General features: G+C 73.6%; 19 protein-coding genes and 1 tRNA gene. All 20 read left to right on the top strand.

From position 1 onward, the window contains the following. Positions 1 to 225 precede the first annotated feature (225 nt). The 20 genes from rplU (at position 226) to ACFUMH_RS07665 (ending at position 23,557) form a co-directional block, all read left to right on the top strand. A complete protein-coding gene (rplU, locus tag ACFUMH_RS07760; RefSeq protein ID WP_378202920.1) occupies positions 226 to 534 on the top strand; it encodes a 50S ribosomal protein L21 in 309 nt (102 codons plus the stop codon). Between the two features lie 58 nt (positions 535 to 592). After that, the gene (gene rpmA / locus ACFUMH_RS07755; protein ID WP_378202914.1) at positions 593 to 850 is read left to right on the top strand and encodes a 50S ribosomal protein L27; all 258 of its coding nucleotides are present in this window, start codon (positions 593 to 595) and stop codon (positions 848 to 850) included. 186 nt (positions 851 to 1,036) lie between these two features. Beyond that, entirely contained in the window at positions 1,037 to 2,551 is a 1,515-nt protein-coding gene (gene obgE / locus ACFUMH_RS07750) for a GTPase ObgE (RefSeq protein ID WP_378202911.1), read from the top strand. 78 nt (positions 2,552 to 2,629) lie between these two features. Continuing rightward, the gene (gene proB, locus ACFUMH_RS07745; RefSeq protein ID WP_378202908.1) at positions 2,630 to 3,769 is read left to right on the top strand and encodes a glutamate 5-kinase; all 1,140 of its coding nucleotides are present in this window, start codon (positions 2,630 to 2,632) and stop codon (positions 3,767 to 3,769) included. A 78-nt stretch (positions 3,770 to 3,847) separates the two neighbouring features. Next, a complete protein-coding gene (locus ACFUMH_RS07740) occupies positions 3,848 to 5,221 on the top strand; it encodes a glutamate-5-semialdehyde dehydrogenase (RefSeq protein WP_378202905.1) in 1,374 nt (457 codons plus the stop codon). A gap of 143 nt (positions 5,222 to 5,364) precedes the next feature. Beyond that, positions 5,365 to 5,520, top strand: a complete 156-nt coding sequence (locus tag ACFUMH_RS07735) for a hypothetical protein (protein WP_166436063.1) — start codon at positions 5,365 to 5,367, stop codon at positions 5,518 to 5,520. Between the two features lie 26 nt (positions 5,521 to 5,546). After that, entirely contained in the window at positions 5,547 to 6,134 is a 588-nt protein-coding gene (nadD, locus tag ACFUMH_RS07730) for a nicotinate-nucleotide adenylyltransferase (RefSeq protein ID WP_378202901.1), read from the top strand. Further along, positions 6,127 to 7,407 carry a hypothetical protein gene (locus ACFUMH_RS07725; protein ID WP_378202898.1) on the top strand — a complete coding sequence of 427 codons (1,281 nt, stop codon included), beginning with the start codon at positions 6,127 to 6,129 and terminating at the stop codon, positions 7,405 to 7,407. The genes nadD and ACFUMH_RS07725 overlap by 8 nt, the downstream gene beginning before the upstream one ends. Before the next feature lie 73 nt (positions 7,408 to 7,480). Further along, positions 7,481 to 7,867, top strand: a complete 387-nt coding sequence (gene rsfS, locus ACFUMH_RS07720) for a ribosome silencing factor (protein WP_378202895.1) — start codon at positions 7,481 to 7,483, stop codon at positions 7,865 to 7,867. After that, positions 7,864 to 8,580 carry a histidine phosphatase family protein gene (locus tag ACFUMH_RS07715; protein WP_378202892.1) on the top strand — a complete coding sequence of 239 codons (717 nt, stop codon included), beginning with the start codon at positions 7,864 to 7,866 and terminating at the stop codon, positions 8,578 to 8,580. Before rsfS ends, ACFUMH_RS07715 begins: the two co-directional genes overlap by 4 nt. Before the next feature lie 69 nt (positions 8,581 to 8,649). Continuing rightward, positions 8,650 to 8,722 (top strand) — tRNA-Ala (locus tag ACFUMH_RS07710). A gap of 561 nt (positions 8,723 to 9,283) precedes the next feature. Beyond that, complete coding sequence (locus ACFUMH_RS07705) at positions 9,284 to 10,300, top strand: LacI family DNA-binding transcriptional regulator (RefSeq protein WP_378202917.1); 1,017 nt, start codon at positions 9,284 to 9,286, stop codon at positions 10,298 to 10,300. 269 nt (positions 10,301 to 10,569) lie between these two features. After that, complete coding sequence (locus ACFUMH_RS07700) at positions 10,570 to 13,962, top strand: carbohydrate binding domain-containing protein (protein ID WP_378202889.1); 3,393 nt, start codon at positions 10,570 to 10,572, stop codon at positions 13,960 to 13,962. A gap of 177 nt (positions 13,963 to 14,139) precedes the next feature. Then, complete coding sequence (locus tag ACFUMH_RS07695; RefSeq protein WP_378202886.1) at positions 14,140 to 15,159, top strand: LacI family DNA-binding transcriptional regulator; 1,020 nt, start codon at positions 14,140 to 14,142, stop codon at positions 15,157 to 15,159. A gap of 292 nt (positions 15,160 to 15,451) precedes the next feature. Further along, complete coding sequence (locus ACFUMH_RS07690) at positions 15,452 to 16,759, top strand: ABC transporter substrate-binding protein (protein WP_378202883.1); 1,308 nt, start codon at positions 15,452 to 15,454, stop codon at positions 16,757 to 16,759. A gap of 112 nt (positions 16,760 to 16,871) precedes the next feature. Then, positions 16,872 to 17,816: a carbohydrate ABC transporter permease gene (locus ACFUMH_RS07685; RefSeq protein ID WP_378202880.1), complete on the top strand. Its 945-nt coding sequence runs from the start codon at positions 16,872 to 16,874 to the stop codon at positions 17,814 to 17,816. 80 nt (positions 17,817 to 17,896) lie between these two features. Continuing rightward, positions 17,897 to 18,730, top strand: coding sequence for a carbohydrate ABC transporter permease (locus ACFUMH_RS07680; protein ID WP_378202877.1), 834 nt, complete (start codon positions 17,897 to 17,899; stop codon positions 18,728 to 18,730). Then, a complete protein-coding gene (locus tag ACFUMH_RS07675; protein WP_378202874.1) occupies positions 18,727 to 21,297 on the top strand; it encodes a glycoside hydrolase family 2 protein in 2,571 nt (856 codons plus the stop codon). Before ACFUMH_RS07680 ends, ACFUMH_RS07675 begins: the two co-directional genes overlap by 4 nt. After that, entirely contained in the window at positions 21,294 to 22,589 is a 1,296-nt protein-coding gene (locus tag ACFUMH_RS07670) for an AGE family epimerase/isomerase (protein ID WP_378202871.1), read from the top strand. The genes ACFUMH_RS07675 and ACFUMH_RS07670 overlap by 4 nt, the downstream gene beginning before the upstream one ends. After that, complete coding sequence (locus tag ACFUMH_RS07665; protein ID WP_378202868.1) at positions 22,586 to 23,557, top strand: carbohydrate kinase; 972 nt, start codon at positions 22,586 to 22,588, stop codon at positions 23,555 to 23,557. The genes ACFUMH_RS07670 and ACFUMH_RS07665 overlap by 4 nt, the downstream gene beginning before the upstream one ends. Positions 23,558 to 23,756: the final 199 nt, after the last annotated feature.

Raw genomic sequence — 23,756 nt, 5'->3', positions numbered from 1 at the left:
GGGTTTGACCCGGCGGGACGGGGTCCGTACCCTAGAACGTCGGTGCGCCGCGTGCGCGCCGGTGCGTCCACGCCCCTCGGGCAGGCGCCCCGGTGCCGGTGCACGCGCCGTCGATCCGCCGACGCGAACCCCTCGCCCTCGTGGCCGGGTGGTGCGCGGGCACCGGCGGTGACGTTCACCGAACGAGCAGTACCGAAGGTCCGACGAGCAGAGATGAGCAGCAACGTGGTGTACGCGATCGTGAAGGCCGGCGGCCGCCAGGAGAAGGTCGCCGTCGGCGACGTCGTCGTCGTCGACCGCCTCTCCGCGGGGACGGGGTCGACGGTCCAGCTGCCGGCTCTCCTGCTCGTGGACGGCGAGAAGGTCACGACGGATGCCGCGGCGCTCGCCGCGGTGACCGTGACGGCGGAGGTCGTGCGGGACGAGAAGGGTCCCAAGATCGACATCCTCAAGTACAAGAACAAGACCGGGTACCGCAAGCGCCAGGGTCACCGCCAGAAGCTGACCCGCCTGAAGGTCACCGGCATCCAGTGACCCGGGGCCGCGCGAGCGGCACCTCCCCGTCGTCCCGCAGCAAGAGAGCAGGTCAGTCATGGCACACAAGAAGGGCGCGAGCTCCTCGCGCAACGGTCGCGACTCGAACGCGCAGCGCCTCGGCGTGAAGCGCTTCGGCGGTCAGGTCGTCAAGGCCGGCGAGATCATCGTCCGCCAGCGCGGCACCCACTTCCACCCGGGCGCCAACGTCGGCCGCGGTGGCGACGACACGCTGTTCGCGCTGACCGCCGGTGCGGTCGCGTTCGGCACGCGTCGTGGCCGCAAGGTCGTCGACATCGTCGCGGCGGACGTCTGAGCCGCGACGCACACAGCACTCGACGTAGGGGCGCACCGGTGCGGTGCGCCCCTTCGTCGTGTGTGACGATCGTCGGGACGGCGGGCGGCACGCCGCCGCCGCCGACCGGCAGCGCGAGAGGGCGGCGCGACACCTGCGGCCCCGCGCGAGACGAGCAGGCGCGCACGCGCCGAGGAAGGACACACCGTGGCGACGTTCGTCGACCGGGTCGTGCTGCACGCGACCGGCGGTGACGGTGGGCACGGCTGCGCGTCCATCCACCGCGAGAAGTTCAAGCCCCTGGCAGGCCCCGACGGCGGCAACGGCGGCAACGGCGGGTCGGTGATCCTCGAGGTCGACCCCCAGGTGACGACCCTGCTGCCGTTCCACCACCTGCCGCACCGGCACGCCGGCAACGGCGGGCAGGGCATGGGTGACCACCGCAGCGGCGCGACCGCGGAGGACCTCGTCCTCGGCGTGCCCGACGGCACGGTCGTCAAGTCGCCCGACGGCGAGGTGCTCGCGGACCTCGTCGGCGCGGGCGCCCGGTACGTCGTGGCCGCGGGCGGTCGCGGCGGCCTCGGCAACGCCGCGCTCGCGTCGCCGCGCCGCAAGGCGCCCGGCTTCGCGCTGCTCGGCGAGCCGGGCGACGCGGCGGACGTCGTGCTCGAGCTCAAGACGATCGCCGACGTGGCGCTCGTCGGGTTCCCGAGCGCCGGCAAGTCGAGCCTCGTCGCGGCGATCTCCGCCGCGCGGCCGAAGATCGCCGACTACCCGTTCACCACGCTCGTGCCGAACCTCGGCGTCGTGCAGGCCGGCGACGCGCGTTACACCGTGGCGGACGTGCCGGGCCTGATCCCGGGGGCGTCGCAGGGCAAGGGCCTCGGCCTGGAGTTCCTGCGGCACATCGAGCGCTGCGCCGTCGTCGTGCACGTGCTGGACTGCGCGACCCTCGAGCCGGGGCGCGACCCGATCAGCGACCTCGACGTCATCGAGGCCGAGCTGGCCGCGTACGCCGAGGACCTCGAGGTCGCCGCGGGCGGGGTGCCGCTCGCCGACCGCCCGCGCGTCGTCGTGCTGAACAAGATCGACGTGCCCGAGGCGCGCGACCTGGCGGACCTCGTCCACGAGGAGCTGGAGGGCCGCGGCCTGCCGGTGTTCGAGATCTCGACCGCCAGCCACGAGGGTCTGCGCCCGCTGACGTTCGCGCTCGCCGAGCGCGTCGAGCAGGCGCGGCGCGCGGCGCCGGCCGCCGAGCCGACGCGCGTCGTGCTGCGTCCGCGGGCCGTCGACGACTCCGGGTTCACGGTGACGCGTCGCGAGGCCGCGGGCCAGGTGTGGTTCGCCGTGCGCGGCGAGAAGCCCGAGCGCTGGGTGCGCCAGACGGACTTCGCGAACGACGAGGCCGTCGGCTACCTCGCGGACCGGCTCGCGCGGCTGGGCGTCGAGGACAAGCTGTACGAGGCCGGCGCGGTCGCGGGGGACGAGGTCCGCATCGGGCCCGAGTCGAACGCCGTGGTGTTCGACTGGGAGCCCACGCTGCTCACCGGGTCCGAGCTGCTCGGCGGCCCGCGCGGCACCGACCTGCGGCTCGAGGACCGCTCGCGCCCCACGCGCGGCGAGAAGCGGCAGGAGTACAAGGAGCGCATGGACGCCAAGTCCGCCGCGCGCGCCGAGCTGTGGACGGAGCGCGAGCAGGGCGTCTGGACCGAGCCGGAGTGACGCACGTCGCCGGCGCGCGGGCGTCCGCGCGCCGGAAAGGCGTCGGGGGCGGGCGCCCGCGGCGGGCATCATGAGCGCGTGACCTCCGCCGCCCTGCTGGGCCGTGACCAGCTGCCCGCCGCCGGCCGGCTCGTCGTCAAGGTCGGCTCCTCGTCGCTGACCACGCCCGACGGGCACCTCGACCCGGACCGCCTGCGCGCGGTCGTCGACGTGCTCGCGGAGCGGCGCGCGGCGGGCACGCAGGTGGTCCTCGTGTCGTCCGGTGCGATCGCGGCCGGCATCGGCCCGCTCGGCCTGGCGGCGCGCCCCCGCGACCTGGCGACGCAGCAGGCCGCCGCGTCGGTGGGCCAGGGGCTGCTCGTCGCGCACTACACGCGCGCGTTCGCGGCGCACGGGCTGCGCGTCGCGCAGGTGCTGCTGACCGCCGAGGACACGTGGCGGCGCGGGCAGTACCGCAACGCGCACCGTGCCCTGACCCGGCTGCTCGACCTCGGCGTCGTGCCGATCATCAACGAGAACGACGCGGTCGCCACCGACGAGATCCGCTTCGGCGACAACGACCGCCTCGCGGCCCTCGTCTCCCACCTCGTGCACGCGGACGCGCTCGCGCTGCTCACCGACGTCGACGCCCTCTACACGGGTCCGCCGTCGCGGCCGGGCTCGCGCCGGATCGCGGAGGTCCGCGGGCCCGCCGACGTGGAGGGCGTGGACGTGTCCGCGCGCGGCAGCGCCGTCGGCACGGGCGGCATGGTGACGAAGCTCGACTCGGTCGCGATCGCGACGCAGTCCGGCATCCCGGTCGTCCTGACGTCCGCCGCGCTGGCGGGGCGCGCGCTGGTCGGCGAGGACGTCGGGACGTGGTTCGCCGCGACCGGCCGCCGGGCGTCGATCCGGCGCCTGTGGCTCGCGCACGCCGCACGCACGCACGGGCGGCTGGTGCTCGACCCGGGGGCCGTGCGCGCCGTCGTCGAGCGCGGCACGTCGCTGCTGCCGGCGGGTGTCACGGACGTCGAGGGGGCGTTCGAGGCGGGTGACCCGGTCGAGCTCGTCGACGCGACGGGCGCCGTCGTGGCCCGCGGCCTCGTGTCGTACGCCGCGGACGAGGTGCCGCAGCTGCTCGGGCGCTCGACCGGCGACCTGCGCGAGGCGCTCGGTCCCGGGTACGACCGCGAGCTCGTGCACCGCGACGACCTCGTCCTGGTGCGCCGCCGACGCTGACCGCGGCGGCGCCGGCGCACCGCCGGACGCCTGGTGGACGCCCGCGGCGGGCGGGGGAGCGCGGACTACCCTGGGCGCATGACGACGTCGCTCGAGCCCGCAGCTCCGTCGACCGCAGCTCCGTCGACCGCAGCCCCGTCGACCACCACGGCGGCGGTCCCGGCGCGCGCCGGGGACGCGAGCGCGACGCCGGCGTCCGAGGGCGTGCTCGCGGTGGCCCGCCGCGCGAAGGTCGCCGCCCGCAGCCTCGCGACGGCCACGCGCGCCACCAAGGACGCGGCGCTGCACGCGATGGCCGACGCGCTGGTCGCGGCGGCGCCGGAGATCGTCGAGGCGAACGCGCAGGACCTGGCGCGCGGCCGCGAGACGGGCATGTCGCCGGGCCTGCTCGACCGCCTCGCGCTCGACCCCGCGCGCATCGGCGCCATCGCGGACGCCCTGCGCGACCTCGCGGCCCTGCCCGACCCCGTCGGCGAGGTGGTCCGCGGCTCCACGCTGCCCAACGGGCTGCGCCTGCGGCAGCTGCGGGTGCCCATGGGCGTCGTCGGGATGATCTACGAGGCGCGCCCGAACGTCACGGTCGACGCCGCCGGCCTCGCGCTCAAGAGCGGCAACGCGGTCGTGCTGCGCGGCGGCTCGGCCGCGGCGCGCAGCAACGAGGCCGTCGTCGCCGTGCTCGCCGGGGCCCTCGAGCAGCAGGGGCTGCCGGGCGACCTGGTGCAGTCGATCGACGCGTGGGGCCGGGAGGGCGCCGTCGCCCTCATGCACGCGCGCGGCCTCGTCGACGTGCTCGTCCCGCGCGGCGGCGCCGACCTCATCGCCACCGTGGTGCGCGAGTCGACCGTGCCCGTCATCGAGACCGGTGTGGGCAACGTGCACGTGTACGTCGACGCGAGCGCCGACGCCGCGGTCGCGCTGCCGATCCTGCTCAACGCCAAGACGCAGCGCGTGGGCGTGTGCAACGCCGCCGAGACGCTGCTCGTGCACCGGGACGCCGCGGCCGGCTTCCTGCCGTCCGCGCTGACGGCCCTCGCGGACGCCGGCGTCACGGTGCACGGCGACGCGCGCACGCAGGAGCTCGCACCCGACGGCGTCGCGGTGGTCCCTGCGACGGACCACGACTGGGCCACCGAGTACCTCGCGCTCGACCTGGCGGTGCGTGTCGTCGACGACCTCGACGGCGCGCTGGAGCACATCCGCACCTGGAGCTCCGGGCACACGGAGGCGATCGTCACGCGCGACCTCGCCGCGAGCGAGCGCTTCGTCGCCGAGGTGGACTCGGCCGCGGTGATGGTGAACGCCTCGACGCGGTTCACCGACGGCGGCCAGCTCGGGCTCGGCGCGGAGATCGGCATCTCCACGCAGAAGCTGCACGCCCGCGGGCCGATGGGGCTCGCGGAGCTCACCACGACCAAGTGGGTCGTGCACGGGGACGGGCACGTGCGCGGCTGACGTGCCCGACAGGCCGCGCCACCCGTGCGACACTGGGGGGCCGCGGCGCGGTCGTCCCACGGGGCTCGACCGGTCACCGCGACGCAGGACCCGGCACCGTTCCGGGGTACAGCACCGTCACGCGACGACACCAGGAGGACGACGTGCACGCCACCCTGATCGCCGCGGCCGAGGAGGCCGCAGCCCACGGGACCGAGCTCCCCTTCCCGCCCGCTGTCTTCGGCATCGGCGGTTTCGTCGGCCTCCTGGCGCTGCTGCTCATCACCTACGCCTTCCGCAGCGTCGGGTCGCGCCACTGACGGTGCTGCCCGCATCGGAGGGTCGCGTGCGCCTGGGAGTGATGGGCGGCACGTTCGACCCCGTCCACCACGGCCACCTCGTCGCGGCGAGCGAGGTCGCCGCGCGCTTCGGCCTCGACGAGGTCGTGTTCGTGCCCACGGGGCAGCCGTCGTTCAAGCAGGACTCGGTCGTCACCGAGGCCGAGCACCGCTACCTCATGACGGTGATCGCGACGGCGTCGAACCCGCGGTTCACGGTGAGCCGCGTCGACGTCGAGCGCGCGGGCCTCACCTACACGGTCGACACGCTGCGCGACCTCAAGGCGGAGCGTCCGGACGCCGACCTCTACTTCATCACCGGTGCCGACGCGATCGCGCAGATCCTCACGTGGAAGGATGCTGCCGAGCTCTTCGACACGGCGCGGTTCGTGGCGGTCACCCGTCCCGGGCACGCGTTGTCCGTCGCCGGCCTGCCCGAGGGGCGGGTCGACGTCCTGGAGATCCCCGCGCTGTCGATCTCCTCGACCGACGTGCGAGCCCGCGCTCGTGCGGGGGAGCCGGTGTGGTACCTCGTCCCCGACGGGGTGGTCCAGTACATCGCCAAGCACAGGTTGTATCGAGGTCGTGATGAGTGAACCCGGAGAGCGCCGCCGCCGTCGCGAGATGGAGCGGGCCGCCCTGGACGGCGGTGCGCCGGCCCCCGGCCCCGCCGCGGGACCGTCGTCCCCGGTGACCCCGGAGGGCGGTGAGTCGCCCGTGCCGGGCTCGCGCCGCGCGATGCGCAGCCGGCTCGTGACGCCGCCCGGCGGGACGTCCGCGTCCCCGCAGCCGGCGGGCACGCCCTCCTGGACGGCCGGCACGCCGGGCCCCTCCGCGCGCGGCCCCGTGCCCGCCGCGGGGCCCGCCCCGACCTCGCCGGCCGACGCGTCGCGGTCGCGGCGCTCGTACCGCGACCCCTCGCTCGACCCCACGGCCGGTCCGCGTCCCGCGCCGGCCGGGACCCCGCGACCCGCGCCCGCTCAGCCGCCGCGGCCGGTGGCCGCGCCGCCGTCGTCCGCCCCCGGCTCCCGCTCCGCCGCACCGGCCTGGCAGGCTCCGACGGCGACGCCGGGCGCCCCGGCGCAGCGTCCGGCCGGGGACCCCGGCGCGCGTCCCGCACCGCGTCCCGTCCCGGGCGCGGGTGCCGCGCCCGTCGCCGCCCCGCAGGGTGCGCCGCGCGGGTGGGCGCCCTCGACGCCGGAGCCCACCGGCCCCGGCGCACCGGACGCGCGCTCGTGGGCCGGACGCGACGCCTCGGCGGCGCCGGCCGCCGGGCCGAGCTGGGCGGCGGCCGCGCCCGCAGCTGCACCCGCACCCGCACAGCCGACCACGCCGCGCACGTCCGCGTGGGGCCAGTCGACCGGCACGACGTGGCCGCCCGCGGAGGGCGCCACGCCGTCGCCGTCCGCCGCGCCGCCGGCGCCCGCTGCCGGCGGCCGCACCGCGTCGTCCGCGCCCCGTCCCGTCCCGGCGCCCGCACCCGCGGGTCCCGTGTGGGGCGGCGCGGCCGAGCCCGCGGCCGCACCCACGCCGCAGGCGGTCGGCTCCTCGCCCTTCGCGCCGGCCGCCGACGGCCGCGGGACGACCGGGCCGGCGCCCGACGCCGCGGTCCCCGTGCGCGGCGAGCCGTCCGCCCCCTGGGGGCGTGCCGTGGCCGACGAGCACGACGACGAGGACCTCGACGACGACGAGCCGGAGACGCGCCGGTACCCGTACACGTGGCTGCACCTGCTCGTGCTCGCGCTGGTCGCGTTCGTCCTGGGCTTCCTCATCATGCTGCTGCTCATCAACGCCCGCGGCGACGAGACGGCGGCCGCGGTGCCGGCGCTCACGCTGCTCGCGGCCGTCGGGGGAGCGCCCCCGCTCTGACCCCCGTGCGGGGCGGCGCGCGCCGCACGCCACGACCACGGCGCCGACCGGCGCCACGACCCCGAGGAGACCCGTGCCCGCGAGCACCCGTGCGATCGAGCTGGCCCACGCGGCGGCCCGTGCCGCGTCCGACCTCAAGGCCCAGGAGATCATCGCCCTCGACGTCAGCGAGCAGCTCGTGCTCACCGACGTCTTCCTCATCGCCTCCGGCACCAACGAGCGGCAGGTCGGCGCGATCGTCGACGCCGTCGAGGAGGCGCTGCACAAGCTCGACGCCAAGCCGGTGCGCCGCGAGGGCAAGGGGCAGGGCCGCTGGGTCCTCATCGACTTCGGCGACATCGTCGTGCACGTGCAGCACGCCGAGGACCGCGTGTACTACGCCCTCGAGCGGCTCTGGAAGGACTGCCCGCTCATCGAGCTCCCCGCGGACGAGCGGGGCGCCCGGGACGGCGAGGAGTGAGCGCCGCCACCACCGGTGCCGGACGCCTGCTGCTGTGGCGGCACGGCCGCACGGCGTACAACGCCACCGCGCGTCTGCAGGGGCAGGTCGACATCCCCCTGGACGACGCGGGGCGCTGGCAGGCGCGGACGGCCGCGGCGCGCATCGTGGCGCGGTACGCCCCGACGCTCGTCGTCAGCTCGGACCTGTCGCGTGCGGCCGAGACCGCGGACGCGCTGGGCCGCGCGCTCGGCACGGTCGTCGAGCGCGACCCGCGGCTGCGGGAGCGCGGCTTCGGCGAGTGGGAGGGCCTGACGGGCCACGAGATCGAGGCGCGCTGGCCGCAGGAGTTCGCGGTGTGGCGCGCCGGCGGCGACCCCGCGGGCGTCGGCGCCGAGACGCGCGCCGAGGTGGCCTCACGCGTCGGCACCGCGGTGCGCGAGCACGCCGCGCGGGTGGGCCGGGACGGCACGGTCGTCGTCGTGTCGCACGGCGCCGCGATCGGCTCCGTCGTCGCCGACCTGCTCGGGCAGCCGCCGCACTGGCGGGGTGTCGTCGGCATGCTCAACGCCCACTGGGCCGAGCTCACCGCCGACCGCGCGGGCGCCGAGCCCGGCTGGCGCCTGCACGGCTACAACCTCGGCCCGACCGACGCGTCGTCTGACTGGAACGCCGGACCGGACGTGACGGCGCCCGACGAGAGCGCCGACGCGGAGACCCGGGACCCCGATTAGCGTTTCGGCCGCACGGCGGCCTATAGTTTCCGAGCACCTCACGGGGTGCACGGAGCCCGCGAGGGCGACGGGGCTGTGGCGCAGCTGGTAGCGCACCTGCATGGCATGCAGGGGGTCAGGGGTTCGAGTCCCCTCAGCTCCACCGACGTAGCAGGTCAGAGGCCGTTCCTCCGCTCGGAGGGGCGGCCTTTGTGCTGTGGTGGACAGAAATTGGACACTCAACGGCAGTGCGCGGAGAGGTGTCCGCCTAGGTCAGGACCGCTTTCGTCGCGTCGCGCGGCGCGGGTGCGCAAGCGGTTCGAGTCTCACCCCCGCGTGCATGGGATTCGAGTGTGTCGCGGCAGGTCGTGGGCTTGCAGACTCGAACCCACGCTCGACGCGCGAGGCGCCCTAGGTGCGGCGGCACAGGTCCCCGTGCCGGCGATGAAGATCCAGCGGCGCCGGACGAGCACTCCTGCGCACGGAGGCGCGACGGCACCGGGGCGAGGCAGCCGAGATCAGTGCGTGGCTCGTGTCATGACGATGGCCGTGCGCTCTATTGTGAGTGCGGCAACGGGGTCGGCAGACGAGGCGGATGAGGACCATCGCAACCAAGCGACAGGGCAGTGTTCGGCCCAGCGGTGTCACGGACGGCCCGGCGGTCGACACCGCCGATGCTGGCGACGTCGCGTCTTCTCGGGCGCGACGCGGCGGTCGCCTCACGATCGCCGACGTAGCAGCGGCGGCCGGTGTGTCGACGGGCGCTGTCTCCTACGCGCTGAACGGTCGGCCGGGGGTCTCTGCGGCGACACGCGCGCGGGTCCTCGAGGCGGCGAAGCAGCTCGGGTGGACGCCGAACGGTGCCGCGCGACGGCTCGCAGGTGCGCGCAGCGAGACCATCGGGCTGGTCCTGGTCGCGCAGACGGCTCGCACGCTCGGGGTCTCCTCGTACTTCATGGAGTTCATCGGCGGCATGGAGCAGACGCTGTCCGAGCATGGCTATGGGCTGCTGCTCCAGGTGGTCCCGGACGTCGACACCGAGCTCGCCGTGTACGCGCGCTGGAAGGGCGCCGGCCGTGTCGACGGCGTCGTGCTCATGGACCTGCGCGTGGATGATCCGCGCGTGGAGCTCGTGGGCACGCTGGACCTGCCGGCCGTCGTCGCCGGTCCTCCGCAGGCGTCCGGCCCCCTGGGATGCGTCTGGACCGACGACGGAACGGCGATGGAGGAGGCCGTGCGGTACCTGGTCGCGCTCGGCCACCGTCGCATCGCGCGCATCGGCGGCACGCCCGGCCTGGCCCACGTCGACATCCGCGACGACGCCTTCCTCCGCGCGACGCGCGTCGCGGGGATCGCCGCCACCACGCGCCACGCCGACTTCAACCTCGAGCGCGGCTCGCAGGCGACGCGCAGCGTGCTGAGCGAGCCGGAACGTCCGACGGCTCTGCTGTACGACGACTCCTACATCGCGGTGGCGAGCCTGCCCATCGCTCGCGAGCTCGGCCTGCAGGTGCCCGAGGACGTGAGCGTCCTGGCGTGGGACGACTCGGCGGTCTGCGAGCTCACCATGCCGCCGGTCTCCGCGATGAGCCACGACGTCGGCTCCTACGGTGCTCACGTCGCGCGGCGGCTGTTCGACGTCATGGCGGGGGAGCCGCCCGTCTCGGCCTTGGAGGCGGTGCCGGCGCTGCGGGTCCGCGGGACGACCGCGGCGCCACGCACAGGCCCCAGGGCGTCGTAGCCGACCTCGAGTCGGGTCGCCTGCGGTCGGACAGGGCAACCGTTCGCACGCCCTCGCGGCAGCGAGGTGAGCCCAGGACGGCGCTCCTCACGAGCATGAGCGTCCTCGCCTGGGTCGGTGAAGCGGTAAAGGGTCCGCCAATGGCCTGCCGCGCAGTCTCCTGCTGAGGGTGGCCGCTGCCTGGATGGCGTTGACTTATGCGCTTAAGGTTCCTACGGTCCTCGCAGCGCGGCGCAGGCGGCCGCCACGACGCAAAGGAGCGGCGAGCGATGGACGTCCACAACAGGGGCCGCGGGCGCTGGCCGCGCTGGCGCGCCGTGCTCGCGGGCGCAGCGGCGCTCGCGGCGGTGGTGTGCGGGGCAGCGCCGGCGGCGACAGCAGACGCGCCGGAGACCGCGCCGAGGGTCGCACCCTCGCAGAACACGAGCTTCGTCGAACGCGAGGGGTCCACCCTGACGCTCGACGACGAGCCCTTCCGCTTCAACGGCGCCAACATCTACTGGCTCGGGCTGGACGAGAACGTGCCGCCCGGCGTGGTCGACTACCCGACGGGGTTCCGGATCCGCGACGCCCTCGACACGGCGGCCGACCTGGGTCTGACCGTCGTCCGCTCGCACATGCTGGCCTCCACCGGCACGGAGCTGGCGATCCTGCCCGACGCCGGCGGCGAGCTGAACGCCGAGGCGTTCGCCTCGATGGACTACGCGATCGCGTACGCCGGGTCCCTCGGCATCCGCCTCATCCTCCCGCTCACGGACGAGTGGGCGTACTACCACGGTGGCCACCGCGACTTCGGCGAGCCGTACGGGCTCTGCGCGCCGACGGGGCCGCTGACGCCGTGCGCGGAGTTCTACAGCGACCCCCGGGTCGTCGCCGACTTCCAGGCGTACGTCGAGGCGATGCTCGACCACGTCAACCCGTACACGGGCCTGGCGCTCAAGGACGACCCGACGATCCTGGCGTGGGAGCTGGGCAACGAGCTCGAGGGCATGACGCCGGAGTGGATTGCCGCCGTCGCTGGGACGATCGCGGAAGGCGCTCCCGAGCAGCTCGTGGCGGCCGGCAAGCGCTTCGGCATCGACCCGGACACCTTGGCCGAGCCGCTCGTCGACATCGTCGACGTGCACTACTACCCGCCCACCGCCGCCGGCATCGAGGCCGACGCCGCCCGCGTCGCCGCAGCCGACAAGGTCTACGTCGCCGGTGAGTACGCCTCGACGGCCGCCTCGCCGGCCCTCTTTGACCCGCTCGTCGACAACCGCCAGGTCACCGGCATGATGCTGTGGTCGCTGTTCGGGCACGACGACGTCAGCGGGTTCATCCCGCACGAGGACGGCTTCACGCTGCACTACCCGGGCGACGACGAGGGCATGCGCGCCAACGTGCGCGCCGTCCAGGAGTTCAGCCGCGCACTGGGGCACACGGCGGACGCCACCGTCACACGCCCGCCGCTGATCACGCGGGCGACGAGCGTCCACGGACTGCACGAGCTGTCCTGGCGCGGCAGCGCGGGCGCGGTCGGCTACCACGTCGACGTCCGCCAGGACGCCGGCTCGTGGCGGCGGCTGACCTCCGCGCCGGTCCCGACCGGCACGCCGTGGCTGGACCTCGTCACCCGCGGGCCCGCCACCTACCGGGTCGTCCCGGTCGCCGAGGACGGCACCGAGGGTCCCGGCTCCGACCCCGTCGAGGCCCGCGTCGGGGCGACGCTGCGGGTCGACCCGGTGGAGTCGCTCCGGACGCTCGTCGCGCACGAGTCCGTCCGCAGCCGCCCGACGGAGGACGGTGCGGCCCTCGCTCCCCTAGCCGACAACGGCGGGTGGGCGGCGTGGGGCGTCGAGGGGCTGAGCGCTGCGTCCTTCTTCCTGCGCGGCGACGCGACGCAGGTGCCGTCCGTGGAGGCCCGTGGCGCAGACGGCGTCTGGTGGCCCGTCAAGGGCACCCTCGGGCGGGTCGAGGACGGGATGACGCTCACGGTCGACGACCTCACCGACGTCACGGAGATCCGGCTGGTGTGGTCCGCGGGGTCCGGTGTCGCGGTCACGCGGGCGGCATTGCGCGGAGCGGAGACGACGTCGGCCGTGGTCGACCCGCTGGACTCGTGGGGCATGCCGGTGGACCGCGTCGGGCCGCTGAGCCTGGACACGGGCAACGCGGCACTGTTCGACGGTGACGCGTCGCGCGCCAAGCGCGACGCCGACGAGCCCGCCGCCATCACGTGGCAGATCGACGGGCTGTCCGGGTTCGAGGCCGTCGCGTACTACTGGCCGGAGGCTCCGGCCGAGCACCTGACCTTCTCCGTGTCGCAGGACGGGCAGAGCTGGACGCCGGTCGAGGTGGAGACGACGGGCGGACCCGGGACGGTCGGTGGCTCCTGGGGGAGGTACACGTCCACGGCCGGGGGCCTCACCGGTGACTTCGTGCGGGCGGAGTGGACCGCCGGCGCGGCGCCCGAGTGGGCGCAGCAGCTCGGCGAGATGCGCTTCACCACGTCCGCCGGCCCCGAGCTTCGTGCCCCGGGTGCCTTCGCCGCCACGACGCCCGTGGACGGCGCCCAGGCGATCCGCGGCGTGCCGTCGTTCGGCTGGGAGCCGTCTTCGCAGGCAGCCGCGTACCGGTTCGTGCTCTCGACCTCCGCGGACCTGTCCGACCCGGTGCACGAGGCGCACGTCCGGGGGACGGCCTACGCGCCGCCGGTCGTGCTCGAGGAGTCGACGACCTACCACTGGACCGTCGAGGCCGTGAACGGCGTCGGCGAGACCGTGATGGAGGGCGGACCTCGCTCGTTCACCACGGACGCGCGCCCGACGCAGCCGCTCGTCGTCGAGGACTTCGAGACGTACGGCTCGGACGCGGAGCTCGCGGCGGCGTACGTCCCGAACTCCGGCGGGGGAGTCATCACGCCGACCCTCGGTGACGCATCAGGGAGCGGGCGGTCGATGACCCTCACGTACGACCTCGGCGAGCCCGGCTACGCGGGCGTCTCGCGGTCGCTCCCGGAGCCGCAGAGCTGGTGGGGGTACGACGAGCTGCGGATGTGGCTGGACCGCAGTGCGGTGGGCGAAGGGCAGACGGTGACCGTCCAGCTCGTCTCCGCGGGGCAGTACTGGGAGGCGATCCTGCCGGAGCGGGGGCCCCGGGAGCCGGGCGTCGTCACGATCCCGTTCGACGACCTCGCCCCGCCGCCGTGGGCCGGCGGGGGCGGCGCGCTCGACCTCGGCGCGGTGACGCAGGTGTCGTTCTACCTCGGTGGCGCGGGCACGGGTGCTCTCGCGGTGGACGACCTGCGCGCGAGCCGCACCGCCGTCCTCGACCCGACCCTGTCGGTCGGCTCGCTGCTCGTGCAGAAGGGGCGCCCGCTGGACGTCCACCTCGCCGGCTGGGAGCCCGGTGCGGCCGTCGAGATCACGCTCGAGCGCCCGGTCTGGACGCGCGGCAAGGGCGTGCGTGGTGGCTGGACGACCGAGACCGTTCCCGTCGGGTCCGTGACCGTCGGCATCGACGGCGCCGCGACCGCCTCGCTCGGGGTGTCGCGCAGCGCCGGCCTCGGGGTGCAGGCCCTCGTCGCCACCTCGGGCGACCTCCGGGTCGAGCAGGGGGTGGTCGTCGTGCCGCCGCTGCCTCCTCGCCCGCCGTGGTGGCCGTTCCCCTGGTACGGCTGACGCGACGGTGACGTGACCGCGTCGACAGGTGCGCTGCTCCCGCGCCCTGCCGACGCGGTCGCGTCGCGTCAGCAGGCGCACGACCGGGCAGCGGACACGACACATCCGGAGCGCCCTCGGCGGCGGGCACGGGCACCGCGTCCACAGGACCGACCTGGAGCAGACGAGGAGGCGGCCGTGCCGCGCATCACCATCACGGACATCGCACGACGTGCAGGGGTGTCGACGGGTGCGGTCTCGTACGCGCTCAACGACCGGCCGGGGGTCTCGAAGGAGACCCGAGCCCGGATCCTGCGGCTCGCGGACGAGATGGGCTGGCAGCCGAGCTCGGCCGCGCGCACGCTGTCGGGCGCGCGCACCGAGACGGTCGGGCTCGTGCTCGCCCGCGAGGCTCAGACGCTGGGATTCGAATCCTTCTACATGCAGTTCATCGCCGGCATCGAGTCCGAGCTGGCCACCCGCTCGTACGCGCTGCTCCTGCAGGTCGTCCCCAGCATCGAGCACGAGGTGCGCACCTACCGCAAGTGGCAGGCCGCCCGCCGCGTCGACGGCGTCGTCATGGTCGACATCCGGGTGGACGACCCGCGCATCCCCGTGCTCACCCGTCCCGGGGCGCTGCCCGCGGTCGTCGTCGGCGACCCGTCCCTGGCCCGGGGCCTGACGAACGTCTGGACGGACGACGCCGCGGCGATGCGGGAGTCGGTCCGCTACCTGTCCACCGCGGGGCACCGTGCGATCGCGCGGGTGTCCGGCGTCGCCGGCTTCGGGCACACCCACATCCGCGACGTCGCGTTCCGCGCCGAGATCGAGCGGTGGGGCTTGACCGGCACCGTGCGGCACACCGACTACACCCCGCAGCAGGGCGCTACCGCGACCCGGCACCTGCTCACCGCGGGGGAGCGGCCGACGGCGATCATCTTCGACAACGACGTCATGGCGTTCGCCGGCCTCGGCGTGGCCGCCGAGCTCGGCATCAGGGTGCCCGACGAGCTCTCGATCATCGCCTGGGACGACTCGCCCCTGTGTCAGGCCACCTTCCCGCAGCTGTCCGCGCTGAGCCACGACGTGACCCGGTTCGGGGCGCACGTCGCCGCTCGCCTCTTCGAGCGGCTCGACGGCCCCGCGGGTGGGAGCCACCTCGACTCCACGCCGACGTTGCGCCCTCGCGGGACGACGGCGCCCGTCGGGACGCGCTGACCCGCGCCGTCCTCCGGCAGGCCGCGCCAGCATGCGGCGGTCGACCTGGCGCGCGGATCGAGACCTTTCCGTGATCGACGACTTCTTTGATCTACGGCGCTTAAGCGGTTAAGGTTTGGAGCGCTGGACAGGGGGCCCAGTACTCGGCATCCACGTCGCGCACATCGCTCTCGTGCGATGTTTACGCGACATACCGTGCCGAAGTGCCGCAACCACGCGCTGCGTGCGCAACTGAACCGGTCAAGTCCCGGTCGCGCGCAGCGGATGTCAACGACGACAGAGGAGTACGCACATGGCAGCACGGCGTTCGGCAGCCAGCATCGCCGCGGTGACAGCGCTCGTGGGCGCGCTGGCCGCCTGCTCGGGAGGCGGGGACGGCGGCGACGCGGGCAGCGATGGCCAGCCGTCGGGCACCATCACGGTCCTGACGAACCGCACGGACATCGTCGACACGACGCTGCAGGACTACGTCGAGGAGTTCCAGGTCGAGCACCCGGACATCGACGTCGAGTTCGAGGCGATCACCGACTACGAGGGCGACGTCACGGTGCGCCTGAACTCCCAGGACTACGGCGACGTCCTCCTGATCCCCAACGCGGTCACCAAGGACCAGCTGCCGACCTTCTTCGAGCCGCTCGGCTCGGTGGGCGAGCTCGGCGAGAAGTACCGGTTCATCAACGAGATGGCGTACGAGGACCAGGTGTACGGCATCGCCACGTTCGGCAGCGCGATGGGCTACGTCGTCAACACCCGGGTCTTCGAGGAGGCGGGCATCACCGAGCCGCCGGCGTCGCCCGAGGAGTTCATCGCCGCGCTGCAGGCGGTCAAGGGCACCGGCGCGATCCCGTACTACACGAACTACACCGACGGCTGGCCGCTGTCGCAGTGGCAGTCCAACCAGGGGAACATCGACGGCCCCGAGGCGATCAACCTCCGTGACCAGGACGACTCGCCGTGGGACGCCGGCAAGGAGCAGTACGAGATCGACTCGCTCCTGTTCGACATCGTCGCCAACGGGCTCTCGGAGCCGGACCCGACCACCACGAACTGGGAGGAGTCGAAGAACCTGATCGGCTCCGGCGAGGTGGGCGCGATGGTGCTGGGCTCGTGGGCCGTGCCGCAGATGCAGGCGGCCGCCGAGGAGGCCGGGCAGTTCGCGACGGACGTCAGCTTCTGGCCGATGCCGTGGCAGACGGAGGGGTCGTTCCACTCCACGGTGGCCGGTGACTACAAGATCGGTATCTCGAAGTACTCCGAGAACAAGGAAGCCGCGCGCCTGTGGCTCGACTGGTTCCTCGACGAGTCCGGGTTCGCCGCGGAGCAGGGCGGCCTGCCGCCGCAGGTGGACGCCGAGGTGCCCAGCGCGCTCGCCGACTTCACGACGTACGGGGTCGAGCAGGTCGAGATCGCCCCGGCCCCGGAGGGCCAGGAGTCCCTCGACTCGGACATCTACAAGGCGGCCGAGATCGACCTCGCCGGCGACCAGTACCGCCGCAAGTTCATCGACGTCGCGCGCGGCGCCGCCGAGGGGACCAAGGAGTCGTTCTTCGCGGACCTCAACGAGCGGTGGGCCGCGGCACGCGCGCAGGTCGCGTCCTGACAGACCCCGACGTCACACGTCTGGACCGGGTGCCCGCGGCGGGGTCGTCGCGGGCACCCGGGATCGATGCCCGGGAGGCAGCTGCAATGGAGAAAGTGACGAGGAGCGACCGATGGTCGTCGTGAGCGGGCAGGGGCCGGCGCTCGCCACGGGGACCGCAGCGCGGCGCGTACGGCGGCGTCGCGGCGGTCCGTCGCGGGGCTGGCGCGTCACCCCGTGGTTGTTCCTGCTGGTCCCGCTCGGGCTGCTGGTGCTCTTCACCTACGTGCCTGTCGCGAACATGTTCTGGTACAGCCTCACGTCGTGGGACGGGTTGGACCCGGTGAAGGAGCCGGTCGGCCTGCGGAACTACGCGGAGATCTTCACGCGCCCGGAGATCCTGCGGGTGTTCGTGGTGAGCCTGTACTACCTCGTCGGCGCGGCGGTGCAGATGGTCATCGCGCTGTACTTCGCGACGATCCTCAGCTTCAACGTGCGGTTCCGGAACTGGTTCAAGGGAATCATCTTCTTCCCCTACCTGATCAACGGCGTCGCGATCGGTCTGGTCTTCCTGTTCTTCTTTCGGCCCGGCGGCACGCTCGACGCGATCCTCCAGGTCGTCGGCGTGTCGGACCCGCCGCAGTGGCTCGGGGACCCGTCCCTGGTGAACGTCTCGCTGGCGGGCGCGTCGGTGTGGCGCTACATCGGGCTGAACTTCGTGCTGTTCCTGGGGGCCATCCAGTCGATCCCCGACGAGCTGTACGAGGCGGCGGACCTGGACGGCGCGAACCCCTGGCAGAAGTTCCGCTACATCACCGCACCCGGCATCCGGCAGATCATCGGCCTGTCGAGCATCCTCGCCGTCTCCGGTGCCCTGTCCGCATTCGAGATGCCGTTCGTCATGACCGGCGGCTCCAACGGGTCGGCGACGTTCGTCATCCAGACCGTCAACACGGCCTTCGAGTTTTCGAAGGTCGGTCTGGCCTCGGCCATGGCCGTCGTCCTGCTCGTCATCGTGCTGGTCATCTCGTGGCTGCAGCGCCGCATCTTCCCCGACGACAAGGTGGACCTGGTATGAGCGTCGACACCACCGAGCAGCGGTCCGGCGCCGCCCAGCGCGAAGCTCCGCGTCAGCGGCCCGCTCGGGCTGGCAGCGCCGTGAGCCCGGTCGTGGGGCCGCTGGTCACCACGCTCAAGTACGCGTCGCTGGCCGTGGCGTGCGCCGCCGCGATCATCCCGCTCCTGACGATCTTCATGGCCGCGTTCAAGACACGTCAGGAGTACCGCACGACGGGCCCGCTCGAGCCGCCGCAGGACTGGACGAACCTCAGCAACTTCGTCACGGCCTTCACCCGGGGACGGATGCTCGAGGGCTTCGTGAACACCTCGATCATCCTCGTCGTCTCGCTCGTGGGGGCGATCCTGATCGGCACCATGACGGCCTACGCCGTGGACCGGTTCGACTTCCGCGGCCGCCGCCTGGTCATGGGCGGGTTCCTGCTGGCCACCCTCGTCCCGGCCGTCACGACGCAGGTCGCGACGTTCCAGATCGTGACGGGACTGGGGCTGTTCAACACCCGCTGGGCCGCCATCGTGCTGTTCATGGGCACCGACATCGTCTCGATCTACATCTTCCTGCAGTTCATGAAGTCGATCCCGCGTTCCCTGGACGAGGCGGCGATGCTCGACGGGGCGAATCGCCTGACGATCTACGCGCGCATCATCTTCCCGCTCCTGCGGCCTGCAATTGCCACCGTGATCATCATCAAGGGGATCGCGATCTACAACGAGTTCTACCTGCCGTTCCTGTACATGCCCAAGCGGGACCTGCACGTCATCTCGACGTCCTTGTTCTACTTCAAGGGCCCTTTCGGATCGCAGTGGGAAGTCATCGCGGCCGGGACGATCGTCGTCATCATCCCCACCCTCATCGCCTTCCTCCTCCTGCAGCGACACATCTACAGCGGCCTGACGTCTGGAGCCACCAAGTGACCATCAGCACCACCCCGACCACCGTCCGCACCCAGCGGGACCTGCACGACGGCTGGACGCTGAGGGCCGTCGGCGGCCCCGTCGCGGCCGACGTCGCGGGACGCACCGTGCCGGCGACGGTCCCGGGCAGCGTGCACACCGACCTGCTGGCGGCAGGGCTCATCGTCGACCCGTACCTCGACGACCACGAGCACCTGCTGGCGTGGATCGGACGGTGCGACTGGGAGTACCGCACGACCTTCCCCTGGACGCCGGGCGGGCAGGACCGCCACGAGCTCGTGTTCGAGGGCCTCGACACCGTCGCGACGGTCACGCTCAACGGTCGCGAGGTCGCGCGCACGGCGAACATGCACCGCACATACCGGGTCGACGTCGGGCCGCTCCTGCGCGAGGGCGACAACGAGCTCGCGGTCGTGTTCGCGTCGCCCGTGCGCCACGCCGACCGTCAGAGTCTGGCCCTCGGCTACCGGCCCCAGGTCAACAAGCACCCCTTCAACGCCATCCGCAAGATGGCGTGCAGCTTCGGGTGGGACTGGGGCCTGGACACCGCGACGTCCGGCATCTGGCGCCCCGTGCGCCTGGAGTCCTGGTCGACCGCACGCCTCGCGGCCGTCCGGCCGGTCGTCTCGGTCGTCGACGCCGGCGGGCACGGCGACGTCGCGCCCGGGCAGAGGACGAGCGCGGCCACCGGCGTCGTCGACGTCCACGTCGACGTCGCCCGGGCGGGCGCGCACACCGCCGGCCAGCCGCTGCTCGTCACCGCCCGCGTCGGCGGCCACGCGTCCACGGCCGAGGTCGAGGCGGACGGCACGGACGTCGTCGTCCGCGTGGAGGTCCCCGACGCCGCCCTGTGGTGGCCCCGCGGGTACGGCGAGCAGCCGCTCTACGACGTCGAGGTCGAGCTGCGTCCCGCCGCCGCGGGCGCCGACGTCGTCGACACGTGGCGCGGACGCATCGGCTTCCGCACGGTGGCCCTCGAGCTCGAGCCCGACGACGAGGGCACCTCGTTCCGCTTCGTGGTCAACGGGCAGCCGGTGTTCATCCACGGCGCCAACTGGATCCCCGACGACGCGTTCCCGCACCGCGTCACCCGCGACCGGTACGCCGCCCGGATCGCGCAGGCGGAGTACGCGAACCTCAACCTCCTGCGGGTGTGGGGCGGTGGCATCTACGAGTCCGACGACTTCTACGACCTGTGCGACGAGCGCGGCATGCTCACCTGGCAGGACTTCCTGTTCGCGTGCGCCGCCTACTCCGAGGACGACCCGCTGCGGGCCGAGGTCGAGGCGGAGGCGCGCGACAACGTCACCCGCCTCATGCCGCACGCGAGCCTCGTGCTGTGGAACGGCAGCAACGAGAACATCTGGGGCTTCCAGGAGTGGGGCTGGGAGGGGCGCCTGCAGGGCCGCACGTGGGGACTGGGCTACTACACCGACCTCCTCCCGCGCGTCGTCCGCGACCTCGACCCCGGGCGGCCGTACACCCCGTCCAGCCCGTGGTCCGGCAGCCTCGACGTGCACCCGAACTCCCCGGACCACGGCTCGATGCACAGCTGGGAGCTGTGGAACCGGCAGGACTACCCCCACTACCGCGACACCGTCCCACGCTTCATGGCCGAGTTCGGCTGGCAGGGCCCACCGACGTGGTCGACGCTCACCCGCGCGATCTCCGACGACCCGCTGACGCCGGAGTCCCCGGGCATGCAGGTGCACCAGAAGGCGATGTCCGGCAACGACAAGCTCACCGACGGCCTCGTCCCGCACCTGCCCATGCCGGACACCATGGAGGACTGGCACTGGGCGATGTCCTTGAACCAGGCGAACGCGGTCCAGGTCGCCGTCGAGCACCTGCGCTCCTGGAGCCCGCGCTGCATGGGGTCGGTCGTGTGGCAGCTCAACGACTGCTGGCCCGTCACCTCATGGGCCGCGGTCGACGGCGACGGGCACGCCAAGCCGCTGCTGCACGCGCTCAAGCACGCGCACGCCCCGCGGCTGCTCACGGTCCAGCCGCGACCGAGCGGGAACGAGACGGACGCCGGCACGCCGCCACTCGCGGTGGCCGTCGTCAACGACACACCGGAGCCGTGGAGCGGCGACCTCGTCCTGCGCAGGCTCGACTTCACCGGCGTGGAGCTCGACGCGACCAAGATGGCCGTGTCGGTCGCCGCCCGCGACACCGCCGTGGTCCTCGTGCCCGACGCGGTCAGCGCCGCCGGGGACGCCGGCACCGAGGTCCTCGTCGCGACGCTCGGCGACGAGCGCGCCCTGTGGTTCTACGCCGAGGCGAGGGACTCCGCGCTGGAGGCGGCGCCCCTGGCCACCGACGTGCAGCGGACCGCGTCCGGCGCACGCGTGCGCGTCACCGCCGAGAAGCTCGCGCGCGACGTCAGCCTCCTCGTCGACAAGGTGCACCCGGACGCGACGGTCGACGACATGCTCGTCACCCTGCTGCCGGGGGAGTCGGTGACCTTCACCGTCGACTGCCCGCCGGACGCCGACATCGCCGAGCTCACGTCCCGCCGCGTCCTGAGGACCACGAACGAGCTCCTCTACCGGTCCTTCGCATGAGCGCCGCTGTCTCACCGGCGTCGGCGGCCCACCGGCAGTGGCTGGACGCCGAGCTCCGCCGACTGCTCGACTTCGGCCGGCACGTCGTCCACCCCCTCGGGGGAGCGGCGTACCTCCGCGAGGACGGCACACCGGACCTCGAGCGACCCCTCCACACGTGGATCACCGCCCGGATGGTGCACGTGTACGGGCTCGGCGCGATGCTCGGCGAGCCGGGCGCCCGGGAGATCGCCGAGGGTGCGCTGCGCGGGCTCACCGGTCCGCTGCGCGACGAGCAGCACGGCGGCTGGTTCACGGCGGTGGACGCCGGGGGGCGCGTCGTCGGGGACGGGGCGAAGTCCTGCTACGACCACGCGTTCGTCCTGCTCGCCGCCTCGACGGCCGCGCTCGCGGGCCTGCCCGGTGCCCGGGAGCTGCTCGCCGATGCGCGCGGCACGTTCGTCTCGCGCTTCTGGGACGACCGCGACGGCATGTGCGGGGACACGTGGGACCGCACCTGGTCGACGCTCGACGCCTACCGGGGCACCAACGCCAACATGCACGCCGTCGAGGCGATGCTGGCCACGGCCGACGTGGACGGCGACGAGGAGTGGCTCGTGCGTGCGTCCCGCATCGCCTCCCGGCTCGTGGCGGTCGCGGAGGAGCGCGCGTGGCGGATCCCGGAGCACTACACGGCGGACTGGCGGCCCGACCTGGACTACAACCACGAGCGCCCGCGCGACCAGTTCAAGCCGTACGGCGCGACGGTGGGGCACGGCCTGGAGTGGTCGCGGCTGCTGCTCCAGCTCGAGGCCGCCACACAGCCGTCGACGGCCGAGTCGCTGGACCTGCTGTCCGCCGCCGAGTCGCTGTTCGACCGGGCGGTGACGGACGGCTGGGCGGTCGACGGCGCGGACGGCTTCGTCTACACGACCGACTGGGAGGGGCAGCCGATCGTCAGCGAGCGGATGCACTGGGTCGTCGCGGAGGCGATCGCGGCCGCCGCGGCGCTCGGGCAGCGAACCGACCGTCCTGGCTACGCCGACTGGTACGACCGCTGCTGGGACTACGCGCGTCGCTACCTCATCGACCACGAGTGCGGATCGTGGCGGCACGAGCTCGATCCGCAGAACCGTCCGGCCGCGGCGACGTGGCCGGGCAAGCCCGACCTCTACCACGCGGTGCAGGCCACGCTGCTGCCCCGACTGCCGCTGGCCCCGGGTCTTGCACGAGCGGTGCACGACGGGGCGCCGGCATCGGACAGCAGCCGCAGAAGGGCCGAGGTCCCGCGGCCGCGCAGGACCGACGCATGACCGCGACCAGGGGACCGCGAGGGAGCGGCGCCGGGCAGCCCCGCGTCGTCGTGGTCGGCGAGGCGCTCATGGACGTCGTCCACCGCGCCGACGGCGACTCGTCCGAGGTGCCGGGCGGGAGCCCGGCCAACGTGGCGCTGACGCTGGGCCGGCTCGGGCGCGACGTCGAGCTCGTGACGTCGCTCGGCGCCGACGAGCGGGGCGCGACGATCCGACGCTGGCTCGAGGCGTCCGCGGTCACGGTGGTCGCCGGCCCCGCCGACGGGCCGACGTCGACAGCGACGGCTGTCCTCGACGCCGCCGGCTCCGCGACGTACGCCTTCGACATCCGGTGGGAACCCACCGAAGCCGCCGTGTCGGGGGCGAGCGTCGTCCACACCGGGTCGATCGCTGCCGTCCTCGCCCCCGGCGCGGACGCCGTCGAAGCTTCGTTCGTGCGCAGCAGGGAGACGTCCACGCTGACGTTCGACCCCAACGCCCGGCCGAGCATCGTGCCGGACCGCGGGGACGCACTCGCGCGCGTCGAACGCCTCGTCGCACTCAGCGACGTCGTCAAGGTGAGCGACGAGGACCTGGCGTGGTTCCACCCGGGCGCCGACCCGCTGGACGTCGCCGACGCCTGGCTGGCGTCGGGCCCCGCCGTCGTGGTGGTCACCGCCGGAGCGGACGGCGTCACCGCGCTGACCGCCGGGGGAGCGCTGCACGTGCCGGCCGTGCCCGTCAACGTCGTCGACACCGTCGGCGCCGGTGACACCTTCATGGGCGCCCTCATCGACGGTCTGATCGAGCTCGACCTGGTCGGCGCCGAACGCCGCGACGGGCTGCGCGCGATCCGCCCCGAGGAGCTCGAGTCCGTGCTCCGCCGGTGCGCGCGGGCGGCGGCGATCACGGTGTCCCGGGCGGGCGCGGACCCGCCCGACCGGGCGGCGCTCGACGCTGTGACGGACACCGCGGCGAATCTGGGCTAGAGAGAAATCCATGCTGCGTCGGATGCGTTGACAACTTATGCATTAAGCGCTTGAGTGAAATGCATCCGGACCGCGCACCAATGGCGGTGACGACGGCGACCGGAGTCATGAGCCGCCGGCGCACGCCGGCAGATGAGCCGATCAGCAGCATGGAACAGGGTGGTTCTGCATGCGCATTCTCAGCAGTCGTTCACGGAGG

Source organism: Cellulomonas sp. NPDC057328, assembly GCF_042667215.1.
GTDB lineage: Bacteria > Actinomycetota > Actinomycetes > Actinomycetales > Cellulomonadaceae > Cellulomonas.
Note: the sequence above shows the minus strand (reverse complement) of the source record. Positions and strands in the feature narration are given on the sequence as shown.

Excerpts from the sequence above, each read along its gene's own strand:
- rpmA (WP_378202914.1), top strand. The coding sequence starts at position 593 with ATGGCACACAAGAAGGGCGCGAGCTCCTCGCGCAACGGTCGCGACTCG.
- ACFUMH_RS07685 (WP_378202880.1), top strand. The coding sequence starts at position 16,872 with ATGGTCGTCGTGAGCGGGCAGGGGCCGGCGCTCGCCACGGGGACCGCA.
- ACFUMH_RS07665 (WP_378202868.1), top strand. The coding sequence starts at position 22,586 with ATGACCGCGACCAGGGGACCGCGAGGGAGCGGCGCCGGGCAGCCCCGC.
- ACFUMH_RS07700 (WP_378202889.1), top strand. The coding sequence starts at position 10,570 with ATGGACGTCCACAACAGGGGCCGCGGGCGCTGGCCGCGCTGGCGCGCC.
- ACFUMH_RS07740 (WP_378202905.1), top strand. The coding sequence starts at position 3,848 with ATGACGACGTCGCTCGAGCCCGCAGCTCCGTCGACCGCAGCTCCGTCG.
- ACFUMH_RS07690 (WP_378202883.1), top strand. The coding sequence starts at position 15,452 with ATGGCAGCACGGCGTTCGGCAGCCAGCATCGCCGCGGTGACAGCGCTC.
- ACFUMH_RS07670 (WP_378202871.1), top strand. The coding sequence starts at position 21,294 with ATGAGCGCCGCTGTCTCACCGGCGTCGGCGGCCCACCGGCAGTGGCTG.
- ACFUMH_RS07725 (WP_378202898.1), top strand. The coding sequence starts at position 6,127 with ATGAGTGAACCCGGAGAGCGCCGCCGCCGTCGCGAGATGGAGCGGGCC.